The organism is Streptosporangium sp. NPDC004379 (genome assembly GCF_042873875.1).
Taxonomy (GTDB): Bacteria; Actinomycetota; Actinomycetes; order Streptosporangiales; family Streptosporangiaceae; genus Streptosporangium.
On sequence record NZ_JBIAMC010000005.1, the window covers coordinates 392,787 to 406,278 of the forward strand.

Genomic DNA, 13,492 nt, shown 5'->3' on the forward strand with positions numbered 1-13,492 from the left:
GGTCCGGATATCCTTGACTGAACACTCAGTCAACAGCATCCGGACCGGTGTCCCGCGCTCCTGTTACTCTTGCGCAGTGCAGAGCGGAGACGGAGCGCGGGGCAGCCGCGCCGACCAGGCCGACCAGCGGAGGGCGGAGCTGCTCGAAGCGGCCCGGCGGGTCGTGCTCGAACGGGGCCTGGCCAGCACCCGGGTCGCCGACATCGCCCGGGCGACGAACGTGAGCGGCGGTCTGATCCACTATCACTTCGCCACCAAGAACGACCTCATCACCGAGATGCTCCGCAGCACCAGCGAGGCCGAGGTCCAGCGGCTGAGGGAGATCGGCGCCGGTCCCGGCGGCTCCGTCGAGAAGCTCGACCGGATCCTGCGCTTCTACATCCCCGCCTCCCGGTCCGACCAGAGCTGGATCCTCTGGCTCGACGCCTGGGCCGTCGGGGTGCGCGAGCCGCACGTCCGCGACATCCTGCTGGAGCTGGAGAGCGGCTGGATCGAGACCCTCTCCCAGGTGATCGCCGAAGGGGTGGAGCGGGGCGAGTTCGTCTGCGACGACCCCCAGGGGGCGGCCGAGCGGCTCGACGGGATGCTCGACGGCCTGGTGGTCCGCTACACCCTGCACACCGGGAACATGTCGCGTGGCCGGCTCCTGCACCACGCCCGGGTCGCCGCGGCCCGCGAGGTCGGGCTGAGCCCCTCGGTCTTCCCCGCCTCCGAGATCCCGGAGGAGACCGGCGGCTCCGGGGCGACCGCCGGGCCGGAAGGCTCCGCCGGGCCCGAGCCGGTCTGAGCCCGGCCGCCCGGTCGCGCGAACCGGCTCGCCCGGGATCGTGCCCGAACCTGAACCCGTACCCGAACCCGAACCCGTGCACCGGACTCGGAGGCCCGGCGGAGCCGGGTCGTACGGCCCGGTCGCGCGGATCAGGCGGGCATGGCCGCCAGCAGGAAGGCCAGGCGCGCGGCGGCGCCCTCGACGTTGTCCGCGTCACCGAGCCGGTAGCCCCACGAGGTGATGAAACCCCCGTCGGACGAGCACGTCACGGTTTCGGAGAGGGTGGCGCTGAAGCGGTTGCGGACGCACACGTACGCCGGGTCTCCGAACGACATCCTCTGCACCGACAGGTCGGCGTGCAGCCGGGTGGCCGTGGCGAACCTCTCCAGGCAGGACAGCGTGTCGAGCATCATGCGTCACCTCCGTCGTCGAACAGAGAATTGCACGATCTTGGCCCCCTGATCAAGCAATTGCGGGGGATTAATCCGTAGATTGCCGGAGAAGGTCGTCCAGCACCCGCGCCATCACCGTCCTGGCCTGCTCTCCGAAGGCCGCCACGCCGTGAAGCTCGTCGAACGTCGTCTCGTAGAACTCGACGTCCTCGGGGTCGCGCAGGAGGAGCTCACGGGTCCTCGTCGGCACCGCGACCTGCTCCCTGTCGTAGATCCAGAAGCCGTTGAGCAGCGCCGAGGGCAGGGGCGCCTCGAAGGGGATGACGCCGAACTCCACGTTGGGCAGCGTGGTCACGGCGAGCAGCCGGTCGATCTGGCCCCGCATCACCTCGGGCGACGCCAGCCGGTAGCGCAGGGCGGCCTCGGGCAGGACGAAACGGAACGTCTTGCCCTGGTCGTAGAGGATCTCCTGGCGCTTCATGCGCACCCGGATGGCGGTGTCGATCTCGTCCGGTGACCGGTAGATGCGCTTCAGCCGGGTGAAGACGCCCCGCGCGTACTCGGTGGTCTGCAGCAGTCCGACGACGATGCCCGGCTCGAACACCCGGAACAGCGAGGTCCGCATCTCCCGGTCGCGGATGTCCTCCTGCAGCGTCGCCAGGCCGTTGCGATTCCGCTGCCTCCAGGAGTCCTGGCGATCCAGCAGTGCCCTGACCTGCTCGGCCAGCTCCTCGACCACGCCGGGGTCGGCCTGGAGTGCGCGTCCCCACCGGGTGACGTCGTCCTCGGTCGGGGTCTGGCGGGCGTTCTCCAGACGGGAGACCTTCGACGCCTGCCACCTGAGCCGCTCGGCGAGATCCTTGCCGGACAGGCCGGCCGACTCGCGGAGCCGCCGCAGTTGCAGGCCGAGCTCGGTCCGGCCCTCCTGGAACCCGTTCACCCGTCGTCTCCTCCGCCGGCCGTACAGGCCGGACGCCGCCGCTCGCACCGGGGCCGGTCCCTTTTACAGGCGCGCGGCCGTCACATGACCGCACGAGGTTAGACCCGGAAGAACCGATCATGCCATAGCGCGTGGCGCAATTGTGATCAATCCGAGGGCAGCACCCGCCGGGCGATGTCCACGAGCAATTCCCTCGGCACCTCGACCGCGGTCTCGCCGTCGAGGACGTGCAGCAGATCGGCCAGCGCCACGGGGTCGGTGACGTGGAGGCCCTGGACGACGATGGTGCCGCGGTCGGTCTCGTAGAGGGAGGGGCAGGCGCCCGCCTCCGATGTGGAGCCGAGGAACCGCAAACGCATGAGTCGATCCTTCCCTAGGCGACGATCATGTCGCAATTGCGAGCAATCCTAGGGTTGCGGATGCGCTTTCCGTGGTTCTGAGCACAGAAAAACCGAATTGTTGTTGGTCCGTATCCGGCGGCGAATCGCGTCCGGCCACGGGTCGTGCCCGATGACGAGCCGTTTCGGGCGGCGGGCCGTCCCGGGGAGGGCCGGTCGAATGGCACCGGGCGGTGCCGGGGCCGCGGAGGACCGGGTCGCGTTCGATGACGGGACGGCGCGGCACCTCACAGCAGGGCGCGGGGGACGTCCGTGAGAGCGGCGCGCAGTTCCTCGCCGAGCGCCTTGGCCTGGGCGTCCAGGCGGGTGCCGGCCGAGACGCCCCGCCCCAGCAGGCCGTGGACGACGAAGTTGAGCGCGAGGAGGTTCGGCAGCTCGAAACGCTCGATCCGCAGACTCGCGACGGACGGGAGGAGCCGGGCCAGGCGCTCGGCCGTCAGGTGACCGGCCAGCCACCCGAACCGCTCGGGCGTGCTCACCCACACCCCCAGGTTGGCGTCGCCGCCCTTGTCGCCCGACCGGGCGCCCGCGATCGTCCCCAGCGGAACCCGCGCCGTCACCGGATCGTCCTCCCCGACGGACGGGATCCGTGCCGTCACCGGGCCGTCCTCCGCGCCGGGCGGGATCCGTGCCGGCACCGGGGCGCCTCCCACTCCCACCGGGCCCCGCTCCGCCGGTCCGCCGTCCCAGCCGATCTCCTCGCCGTCGAGCCGGACCCGGGGCCGTACGGTCTCCGCCGGGACCAGGGCGGGCCGGTAGACGCCGTACGGCGTGGCGTTCCCCGGCGGGGTCAGGGCGTAGCACCCCGGATAGCTCGCCAGGGCCGTCTCCACGACGGCCGAGGAGAAGACGCGCCCGGCCTTCCCCGGGTCGGCGTCCAGCACCGTGACGCGGAGCAGCGCCGTGCCCCCGGACGGACCGGTTCCGTGGGCGTCCCCCGCCGGAGCGGCCGGACCGGTGAGAGCCGGGTCGCCCGCCGGTTCGGCGCCGAGCGGGACGAGTTCGACGTGGACCTCGTCGAAGGTCTCCTTCGGCGCGCGGGCCCAGACGGCCTCCTCGGCGAGGCGGGCCTTGGCCTCGATGTCCAGGCCGGTCAGGACCAGGGTCATGGTGTTGCGGTATCCGGCCGGGTAGGTGACCGCCACCTTCAGGTCCGGCGGCGGGGCCTCGCCGCGCACCCCGGAGATCCGGACCCGGTCCGGCCCCCGCTGCTCCAGCCGGATCGTGTCGAACCGCGCCACCGCGTCGGGGCCGAGGTAGCGCGGGGAGCCGATCTCGTACAGCAGCTGCGCCGTGACGGTCCCGACCGACACCAGGCCCCCGGTCCCGGGATGCTTGGTGACCACGCATGAGCCGTCGGCCGCGAGCTCCACCAGCGGGAACCCGCAGCGCGCCGGGTCGGGCACCTCCCGGAAGAAGGCGTAGTTCCCGCCGGTCGCCTGGCAGCCGCACTCGATGACGTGCCCGGCGACCACCGACCCGGCGAGCGCGTCGTGGTCGCCGGGCCGCCAGCCGTACCGCCAGATCCCCGGGCCGGTGACCAGCGCGGCGTCGGTGACCCGGCCGGTCACCACCACGTCCGCGCCGGCCGACAGTGCGGCGGCGATCGGCCGGCCGCCCAGGTAGGCGTTGGCGGTCAGCGGGGTCGTGGTCAGCGGCTCCCCGGTCTCCGGGTCGCGCATGCCGCGCGGGTCACGGCCGGACAGGTCGTCCCCGGTGACGTGCGCGACCCGTACCCGCAGCCCGAGCCGGTCCGCCAGATCGGCCACCGCCCCGGCGCATCCGGCCGGGTCGAGGCCGCCCGCGTTGGAGACGATCCGGATGCCACGGTCCACGCACGTGCCGAGGACCTCCTCGAGCTGCCGCAGGAAGGTGGTCGCGTACCCGGGGCGGCCCTTCGCGCGGTTCCCGGCCAGGATCAGCATGGTCAGCTCGGCGAGCCAGTCGCCGGTGAGGACGTCGATCGGGCCGCCCTCCACCATCTCCCGGGCGGCCGACAGGCGGTCGCCGTAGAAGCCGGAACAGTTCGCGACGCGCAACATCGGACCTCCTGCGAAGACCGCGGCGGACAGGACAGGGCGGGCAGGACAGGGCAGGCAGGACAGGGCGGGAGGGGACGTGGCGCGGGCGGTACACCGTACGGCCGGCCGGAAGGCCGTCAGGCGCCCGGCGGCACCCAGGACGCCGGGCGCTTCTCCATGAACGCGGCGATGCCCTCCTGGCCCTCGGCGGAGGTGAACCGCTCGGCCGACAGCTCGGCCATGCGGCGCATGCCCTCCTCCAGCGGCATCGCCGGCACGGTCCGCACCAGCCGCTTGGTCAGCGCGAGCGCCTCGGGGCCGCCGCGCAGCAGCATGCCGGCGTAGTGGGCGACCGTGCCGTCCAGTTCGGCCTCGGGCACGGCGCGGGTGAGCAGGCCGATCTCCTGGGCGCGGGCGGCATCGAAGGTCTCCCCGGTCATGAGGTACTCGGCCGCGGCCCGCGGGTCGAGCCGCCGCAGCACGGTCACCGAGATCATCGCCGGGACCACGCCGAGCCGCACCTCGGTGAACGCGAACGACGCCGTGTCCGGCGCGATCGCGAAGTCGCAGGCGGCCACCAGGCCCAGCCCGCCGGCGCGGGCGGTGCCGTTCAGGCGGCAGATCACCGGCTTGGGACTCTCCCAGACCAGGCGCATGATCTCCGGGAAGGACGCGGTGACCGGGGCGTTCCCGGCCGCCCCCGGGCCGATCCGCTGCTCCTTGAGGTCGGCGCCCGCGCAGAACACCGGGCCGCTCCCGGTCAGCACGATCACCCGCACGCCGTCGTCGGCGAGCGCCCGGTCGAGGTGGCCGCGCAGCTCGCCCAGCAGCCGCACCGACAGCGCGTTGCGGTTGCGCGGCGAGTCGAGCGTGATCGTCGCGATCCCGCCGGCCGCCTCCCCGCGCACCAGGGGCTCCACCGGCCGCTCGTCAACGACGTTCATCCGCCACTCTCCTCGATCACTGCCAGCACGGCGCCCGCCTCTACCCGGTCGCCCGGGGCGACGTTCACCGCGGAGACCGCGCCGGAGGCCGGGGCGGCGACGCGGTGCTCCATCTTCATCGCCTCCAGCACCAGGACCGTCTGCCCGGCGGTGACGAGATCGGCGGGCTTGACCTCGACGCGAAGCACCGTACCGGGCATGGGCGCGAGCAGGGAGCCCGGGGCCGTGCGCCCGGCCGGCTCGGGCAGGCGGGGCAGCGGGGTGAGCCGTACCGGGCCGAGGGGGGAGTCCACGTGCGTCACGCCGTCGTAGCGGGCGACGGCGAAGCGGTGCCGTACGCCGGAGGTCTCCAGGACCACCAGGTCGGGGGCGGCGGAGACCAGGATCGTGTCCGGCAGGCCCTCGGCCCGCAGCCCGTCCCGGGTGATCAGGTAGGAGACCCGCGCCTCGGCGAAGTCCGTACGGCGGGGCTGGGAGACCACGTTGCGCCACCCGGCGGGCAGCCCCGCCTGGACGGGGGCGGCGGCGCGGTTGGCCGCGGCCTGCGCCAGGGCCGCGGCCAGGGCCGACAGGGGCAGGACGGGCGGGCCCTGGCCCGTGCCGGGCGGAGTGGCCGGCACGGCGGCCGACGGGACGGCGGAGGTCCCGGCGGGCCCGGCGGACCCGGTGGACGTGCCGGGTTCGGTGAGTGCGGCGGTCAGGTCGTGCTCGGCGAGGAATCCGGTGTGGGTGTCCCCGGAGCGGAACGCCTCGTGCCGCAGGACCCGCACCAGCAGGTCGCGGTTGGTGACGAGGCCGTGGATCCGCGCGGACGCCAGGGCCGCGGCGAGCCGGCGTACGGCCTCGGCCCGGTCGGGGGCGTAGGAGACGACCTTGGCGAGCATCGGGTCGTAGTGGACGCCGATCTCGCAGCCGTCCTCGACGCCGGAGTCCAGCCGCAGGCAGCGGGACGCGCCGGGCGGCGGCGGGGCGAAGCGGACGTCCACCCCGGGGACGTCCAGGAGGTGCAGGACACCGGCCTGCGGCAGCCAGTCGCGCCCGGGGTCCTCGGCGTACAGCCGCGCCTCGACGGCGTGGCCCGACGCCCGCGGGGGCGCCTCGGGCAGCCGCGCGCCCTCGGCCACCCGGATCTGCAGCTCGACCAGGTCGACGCCGTGCACGCACTCGGTGACGGGGTGCTCGACCTGCAGGCGGGTGTTCATCTCCAGGAACGCGACGGTGTCGCCGGAGACGAGGAACTCCACCGTGCCCGCCCCGACGTACCCGACGGCCCTGGCGGCGGTGACCGCCGCGTGGCACAGCCGGACCCTGGAGGCGGGGGAGATCGCCGGGGACGGGGCCTCCTCGATCACCTTCTGGTGCCGCCGCTGGATCGAGCACTCCCGCTCGCCCAGCGCCCACACCGTCCCGTGGCGGTCGGCCATGATCTGGACCTCGACGTGCCGGGCCCGCTCCAGGAGGGGCTCGACGAAGACCGTCCCGTCCCCGAACGCCGCCTCGGCCTCCCGCCGGGCCGACTCGACCGCGGCGGCGAGGTCGCCGCCCGGCTCCACGACCCGCATCCCGCGCCCGCCGCCGCCCGCCGACGCCTTCACCAGCAGCGCCCCCCGGCCCGCGGAGGCCGGCTCGCGCTCGATCAGGGCCCGCACGTCGCGTTCGAGGTCGCCGGCGGAGCCGTCCGGCCCGGCGGTGAAGCCGGGGAGCACCGGGACCCCGGCCGCGGCCATCAGCGCCTTGGCCTGGATCTTGGAGCCCATGGCGGCCACGGCCTCCGGGGGCGGGCCGACCCACGTCAGGCCGGCGTCCAGCACGGCCCGCGCGAACGCGGCGTTCTCCGACAGGAAGCCGTAGCCGGGGTGGACCGCGTCGGCCCCGGCCCGCAGGGCCGCCTCGACGATCCGCGCCGCGGACAGGTAGGTGGCGGCGGGCTCGTCGCCGGGCAGCCGTACGGCGTGGTCGGCCTCGGCGGCGTGGGGGGCGCCCGCGTCGGCGTCGGAGAACACCGCCACGGTCTCGATGCCGAGGTCCCGGCAGGTACGGAGGACCCGGCGGGCGATCTCACCGCGGTTGGCGACGAGGAGGCGTCCGATCATCGGCGGCCTCCCGGACGCGGGCGCCGTGACGGGCGCGCGGCGGACGGCCCGGCGGCCGCGCGGACCACCGGGAGGGCGACCGGGTTCCCGGTGGGAGCCGGTTCTCCCTTGTGCGGAGGGGAGGCCGGAAGGGGCGCCGCGGGGGCCGCCGGAAGGGTCAGGATCACGGGCTCACATCCGGAAGACGCCGAAGCCCGCGGGCTCCGGGACGGGGGCGTTGCCGACGGCCGACAGGCACAGGCCGAGGACGGTGCGGGTGTCGCGGGGGTCGATGACCCCGTCGTCGTACAGGCGGCCGGACAGGAAGAAGGGCAGCGACTCGGCCTCGATCTGCCGCTCGACCATCTCGCGCATGGCCGCGTCGCCCTCCTCGTCGTAGTCCTGTCCCCTGGCCCGCGCCGCGGCGCGGCCCACGATGGACAGCACCCCGGCGAGCTGCGCCGGCCCCATGACGGCCGACTTCGCGCTCGGCCAGGTGAACAGGAACCGGGGGTCGTAGGCCCGGCCGCACATGCCGTAGTTGCCGGCGCCGTAGGAGGCGCCCATGACGACCGTGAGGTGCGGGACCGTCGAGTTGGCCACCGCGTTGATCATCATGGAGCCGTGCTTGACGATGCCGCCGCGCTCGTAGTCCGTGCCGACCATGTAGCCCGTGGTGTTCTGCAGGAAGACCAGCGGCGTGCGGGCCTGGTTCGCGAGCTGGATGAACTGGGCGGCCTTCTGGGACTCCTCGCTGAACAGCACGCCCCGGGCGTTGGCCAGGATCCCGATCGGGTGGCCGTGCAGCCGCGACCAGCCGGTCACCAGGCTCGTGCCGTACAGGGGCTTGAACTCGTCGAACCCGCCGCCGTCCACGATCCGCACGATCACCTCGCGCGGGTCGAAGGGGACCCGCAGGTCCTCCGGCACGATGCCGAGCAGCTCGTCGGCGTCGTGCCGGGGCTCGCGCACGGGCCCGGGGGCCGGGCCCGCCCGGCGGTGGTTGAGGTTGCGCACGATCCGCCGCCCGATGCGCAGCGCGTCGTGCTCGTCGGCGGCGAGGTGGTCGGCGAGCCCGCTGACCCGGGCGTGCATCTCGGCGCCGCCCAGCGCCTCCTCCTCTGCCTCCTCCCCGGTGGCCATCTTCACCAGCGGCGGCCCGCCCAGGAAGACCTTCGCCCGCCCGCTGACCATCACCACGTGGTCGCTCAGCCCGGGGACGTAGGCGCCGCCGGCGGTCGAGCTGCCGAACACCAGGGCGATGGTCGGGATCCCGGCGGCCGACAGCCGGGTCAGGTTCCGGAAGACCCGCCCGCCGGGGATGAAGATCTCTTTCTGGGTCGGCAGGTCGGCCCCGCCGGACTCCACCAGGTTGATCAGCGGCAGCCGGTTGGCCAGGGCGATGTCGGCGGCGCGGAGCGTCTTGCGCAGCGTCCAGGGGTTGGTGGAGCCGCCGCGCACGGTGGGGTCGTTGGCGACGATCACGCACTCGACGCCCTCGACCACGCCGATCCCGGTGACCACGCTCGCCCCGACGGGGAACTCGGTGCCCCAGCCCGCCAGTGGCGAGAGCTCCAGGAAGGCCGAGTCGGGGTCGACGAGCAGCTCGATCCGCTCCCGGGCGAGCAGTCCGCCCCGCGCGCGGTGTCGCTCGACGTACTTCGGGCCGCCCCCGGCGACCGCCCTGGCGTGCTCGGCGTCGAGTTCGGCCAGCTTGGCGAGCATCGCCGCGCGCCGCGCCCGGTAGTCGTCCCCGGAGATGTCCGGCCCGCTCACCGGGCGTCCCGCCCGGTGTCCGTCCGCCTGCCCCGCCTGCCGCGCGCCGGGCGCCTCCGCCCGGCCACCGTCCCAGAGTTGACGATCACTCCAGCAAGGTAGCCGACGCTCCGGCGCTCCGACAGGGGCGATGACACGTGTTGCGGCGGAAGCGGAGAATACGCGCCGGAACGGCGGCGGGAACGTTTGCTCCGGCCGGTCCGTGGCACCTGGAGATCATGAACCTATCGAGGAAGCAAAGGCATCTTCTGTTCGGTGCGTTCGGGCACATGAAGCCGTCGAGGGCGATACGGACCGTCCTCCTCTTCGCCGTGTCGGGCACCGTGCTGTCGATCGTCCTCTCGGTCCTGCTGGACGACATGATCCTGGGCCTCGTCCTCGGGTACGGCCTCACGGGCGGGGCGACGCTGTCGTACGCGTTCTGGGACCGCGGGAGGACCGCGGAGCGGGAGCGCGGCGGACGGGTGAACGCCGCCCGGAGGCCGCTCGGGACCTGACGGGCGCGGTGCCTCCGTCGGACCGGTCCCGTCCGGGGCCGGTCCGGCGTCTTCCGGGTCAGCCGCAGTGGCTCCAGCCGCTCTTCCATGACGCCGAGCCGTACGAGCCGCCCCAGATGACGCACTTCTTGGCGCCGGGGAGCCGCACCGGCCCGGCGTAGGCGGTGTAGGAGCCCGGGTTGCCGCCGGAGGAGCCGCCCTTCACCTGGAGGATCGCGTTCATGGAGATCTTCCCCGGGACCACGTACTTCGACATGGTCACCACGCAGTTGCGGCCCGCCCCCGAGTTGTAGAGCAGGTAGACGGTGGCCGAGGACGACAGGGCGTGGGAGTCGATCACCTTGTAGCCGGAGCCGCAGACGCCGGTCGCGGTGTAGGGGTTGGGCTTCGGCGCGGGCTTGGGCTTGGACGTCGTGGCGCTCGGTTTCGGCTTCGGCGCGGTCGTCGGCTTGGTGGTGGCCCGCGGCGGCGCGGTGGCCGGCTTCCCGGTGGAGCCGGTGGAGTCGGACGACGGGTCGCCCGGCTCCACCGTGTCCTGGTCCGCGGTCTGCCGCGGCTGCCCACGGTCACCGGAGCCGCCGCCCGCTTCGGTGGCCGTCGGCTTGGGCGTCCTGGGCGGCTGGGGCGCGACGGTCCGCTCCCGGCCGGCCCGGACGGTGGGCGAGGGGCTCGGCTTCGGCGCGGGCGACTCCCACGCCGCGGGCGGTTCGTCGGGCATGAGCTCGGACTCCGGCTGCTCGGGCTCTCCGGCCTGCCGGGTGGGGTTCGCCTCCGCGCTCCTGGACGCCTCGGCGGCCTCGGCGGCGGAGGTCCGCTCGTCGCCGTTGAGGATCACCACGGTGCCCGTGGCGACCGCCAGCGCGGCCACGCCCGCCACGCTCGCGAGCAGGAGGCCGCTCGGCCGGCGCGGCTTCGGCGCGGGCCTGCCCGGCCGGGACGGATCACCGGGGACGGCCGGGCCGGGAGCGGCACCGGGGCGGGAGGCCCCCGAGCCGGCCGGACCGGGGGCGCCGCCGGGGTGCGGGAGGCCGGAGACGGCGCCGGGACGCGGGACGCCGGGGTGTGGGGGACCGGCGGCGGCCGGGGTGGAACCCGGCGGACCCGGCCGGGCGGGGGCGGGCGGAGGCGGCACTGCGGACGGGGTCTGCGCGGCCCGGTCCCGAGCGGCCTGGTCCCGAGCGGCCTGGTCCTGGGCGGCGGGACGGCCCCGCCCGCGGGCGGGGGAGGGGATCGTTGAACCCATCAGGTGGCTCACCAGCTCCTCGGCGGTGGGCCGCGCCGCCGGGTCCTTGGACAGGCACGCGGTCACCAGGGAGTGCAGCTGCCCCTCCAGCGCGCCGAGGTCGGGCTCGGCGGTGAGGATCCGGTTCATCACCACCGGGATGGAGTCCGCGCCGAACGCGGGCTTGCCGGTCGCGGCGAAGACCATCGTGACGCCCCAGGCGAACACGTCGGCCGCGGCCGTCACCTCGCCGTCGCCGAGCTGCTCGGGGGCGAGGTAGGACGGCGTGCCCACGGCCGTCCCGGTGGAGGTCAGGCCGGGGGAGTCGAGCGCTCTGGCGATGCCGAAGTCGATCACGACGGGGCCCTCCGGCCCCATCAGCACGTTGGCGGGCTTGAAGTCCCGGTGCAGGATCCCCGCGCGGTGGATCGCCGACAGCGCGGTGGCCGTGCTCATCGCGAGGCGGTCGAGCGCGGCCCCCCGGCGCGGCCCCTCGGTGAGGACCAGCTGCCGCAGCGACGGCCCCGGCACGTACTCGCTGACGACGTACGGCTGGCTGCCCGCGAGGTCGGCGTGGAGCACCGAGGCGGTGCAGAACCGGGCGACCCGCTGGGCGACCGAGACCTCCCGCAGGAACCGTGACCGCGCCTCGGGGTCGGAGGCCAGGCCGTGATGCAGGAGCTTGACGGCGACCTGCTCACCCGCCGGTCCGCGCCCGAGGAAGACGACCCCCTGACCGCCCTCCCCCAGACGGCCGGTCAGCTCGTACTGGCCCAACCGCGGGGGATCCCCCGCTGCGAGCGGCTCTACCACAACGACCCCCGACAAAAGCCAAAAAATAGGTTTATCTGGGGCAGCACGCTACCAGCGTGAGCACGGGGACGGATGTTTTCCGCCACACCTCACCGGTCACCGCCGGTCCGGGCGGGCCGCCGGGGCCTTCCCGGCCTCGGCGAACGGGCGCTCCGCCGTACCCGGGCCCGCCGGGGCCACCCGGATCGCCGGGCGGCCCCGGCGGGCGAGCGGCTCAGATGGCCTTGCCGGGGTTGAGGATGCCGAGCGGGTCGAAGAGATCCTTGATCCCGTGGTGCAGCTCCTCGGTGACCGGCCCGGTCTCCAGCGCCAGCCAGCGCCGCTTCAGCAGCCCGACGCCGTGCTCGCCGGTGAGTGTGCCGCCCATGGCCAGCGCCTCCCGGAAGACCTCGTCGGCCGCGGCCCACACGTTCGGCGGCGGCTCGGTCAGGGCGTGGTCGAAGATGAAGACCGGGTGCAGGTTGCCGTCGCCGGCGTGGGCGACCGTGGCGATCAGCGCGTCGTGCCGCGCCGCGATGGCCTCGATCTTCTCGATCATGAACGGCAGTGCCGAGCGCGGCACGCACACGTCCTCCACCAGGCACTTGCCCAGCCGTTCCTTGGCCTGGTAGGCCATCCGGCGGACTCCGATCAGCTCCTGGGCCTCCTGGGGGGTGGAGGAGACCGCCACGAAGGACGCCCCGTCGGCCTCGCACAGCTCCGACATGCGCGCGGCGACGGCGTCGGCGTCGGCGGAGTCCGCCTGCCCGATCAGCATCGCCTTGGTGGCCGGCTCCAGCCCGATGTTGCGCCAGGCGTCGACGGCCTCGAGCGTGGTCCGGTCGAGCATCTCCAGCAGCGAAGGCTGGCACCCGGCCGCGATGATCGCCGAGACCGCGGCGGCGGCGTCCCGCAGGGAGGTGAACTCGGCGGCGATCGTCGCCGGGTAGGAGGCGGGGGCGCGGCGCAGCCGTACGGTGGCCGCCGTGATGATCCCGAGCGTCCCCTCCGAGCCGACGAACAGGCCGGTCAGGTCGTAGCCCGTCACGCCCTTGACCGTGCGCCTGCCGGTGTCGACGACCCGCCCGTCGGCCAGGACGACCTCCAGGCCCAGCGCCGAGTCGCGGGTCACGCCGTACTTCACGCACCGCAGCCCGCCCGCGTTGGTGGCGAGGTTGCCGCCGATCGTGGAGATCTCGTAGGAGGAGGGGTCGGGGGCGTACATCAGCCCGTGCTCGCGGGCCGCCCTGTCCAGGTCTGCGGTGATGACGCCGGGCTCCACCACGGCGATCTCGTCGGCCGGGGACAGCTCCCGGATCGCGGTCATCTTGTGCAGGGCCAGCACCACGCCGCCGTCCACCGAGGTGGCTCCGCCCGCCAGGCCGGTCCCGGCGCCCCGGGGCACCACCGGCACCCGGTGGCGGGTCGCCCACCGCATGACGGCCACCACGTCGTCGCGGCTCTCGGCCAGCACGACGGCCAGGGGCTTGCCCGGCTCCAGGAAGGTCCGGTCCCGGGCGTAGGAGTCGGTCACGTCGGGGTCGGTCAGGATCTTTCCGGGTGCGAGCGCGGCGGTGAGTTCGGCGATAGCAGTCACAAGGGGACTTTAAGCCCTCGGGCCGAGCCGCCCTGACCGGGCGTCGGCCCCGGGGCTCCGCCGGGGGGACCC

At 74.3% G+C, this 13,492-nt stretch carries 11 protein-coding genes; 2 read left to right on the forward strand and 9 right to left on the reverse strand.

Features of this window, described 5'->3' with window-relative positions; translation table 11 throughout:
- Window positions 1-76: 76 nt before the first annotated feature.
- Window positions 77-787: a TetR/AcrR family transcriptional regulator gene (locus ACFYSC_RS13980; RefSeq protein WP_389960944.1), complete on the forward strand. Its 711-nt coding sequence runs from the start codon at window positions 77-79 to the stop codon at window positions 785-787.
- A gap of 131 nt (window positions 788-918) precedes the next feature.
- On the opposite strand, the gene ACFYSC_RS13985 is transcribed toward ACFYSC_RS13980, so the two are convergent.
- The 7 genes from ACFYSC_RS13985 to ACFYSC_RS14015 form a co-directional block, all read right to left on the reverse strand.
- Window positions 919-1,182 (reverse strand): hypothetical protein, encoded by a 264-nt coding sequence (locus ACFYSC_RS13985; protein WP_362943149.1) that lies wholly within the window; start codon window positions 1,180-1,182, stop codon window positions 919-921.
- Between the two features lie 67 nt (window positions 1,183-1,249).
- Entirely contained in the window at window positions 1,250-2,101 is an 852-nt protein-coding gene (locus tag ACFYSC_RS13990) for a helix-turn-helix domain-containing protein (RefSeq protein WP_389960946.1), read from the reverse strand.
- Between the two features lie 146 nt (window positions 2,102-2,247).
- Window positions 2,248-2,460, reverse strand: a complete 213-nt coding sequence (locus ACFYSC_RS13995; protein ID WP_362943143.1) for a hypothetical protein — start codon at window positions 2,458-2,460, stop codon at window positions 2,248-2,250.
- 266 nt (window positions 2,461-2,726) lie between these two features.
- Window positions 2,727-4,541, reverse strand: coding sequence for an acyclic terpene utilization AtuA family protein (locus tag ACFYSC_RS14000; RefSeq protein WP_389960948.1), 1,815 nt, complete (start codon window positions 4,539-4,541; stop codon window positions 2,727-2,729).
- Between the two features lie 116 nt (window positions 4,542-4,657).
- Complete coding sequence (locus ACFYSC_RS14005) at window positions 4,658-5,464, reverse strand: enoyl-CoA hydratase-related protein (protein WP_389960950.1); 807 nt, start codon at window positions 5,462-5,464, stop codon at window positions 4,658-4,660.
- A complete protein-coding gene (locus ACFYSC_RS14010; protein ID WP_362943134.1) occupies window positions 5,461-7,557 on the reverse strand; it encodes a biotin carboxylase N-terminal domain-containing protein in 2,097 nt (698 codons plus the stop codon). The genes ACFYSC_RS14005 and ACFYSC_RS14010 overlap by 4 nt, the downstream gene beginning before the upstream one ends.
- A 171-nt stretch (window positions 7,558-7,728) precedes the next feature.
- Window positions 7,729-9,261 carry a carboxyl transferase domain-containing protein gene (locus tag ACFYSC_RS14015; RefSeq protein ID WP_362943227.1) on the reverse strand — a complete coding sequence of 511 codons (1,533 nt, stop codon included), beginning with the start codon at window positions 9,259-9,261 and terminating at the stop codon, window positions 7,729-7,731.
- A 320-nt stretch (window positions 9,262-9,581) separates the two neighbouring features.
- Between ACFYSC_RS14015 and ACFYSC_RS14020 the strand changes: the two genes are divergently transcribed.
- Window positions 9,582-9,809, forward strand: coding sequence for a hypothetical protein (locus ACFYSC_RS14020; protein WP_362943131.1), 228 nt, complete (start codon window positions 9,582-9,584; stop codon window positions 9,807-9,809).
- A 58-nt stretch (window positions 9,810-9,867) separates the two neighbouring features.
- On the opposite strand, the gene ACFYSC_RS14025 is transcribed toward ACFYSC_RS14020, so the two are convergent.
- Window positions 9,868-11,808, reverse strand: coding sequence for a serine/threonine protein kinase (locus ACFYSC_RS14025; protein ID WP_389960952.1), 1,941 nt, complete (start codon window positions 11,806-11,808; stop codon window positions 9,868-9,870).
- 250 nt (window positions 11,809-12,058) lie between these two features.
- Entirely contained in the window at window positions 12,059-13,420 is a 1,362-nt protein-coding gene (locus ACFYSC_RS14030) for an FAD-linked oxidase C-terminal domain-containing protein (RefSeq protein WP_362943125.1), read from the reverse strand.
- Window positions 13,421-13,492: the final 72 nt, after the last annotated feature.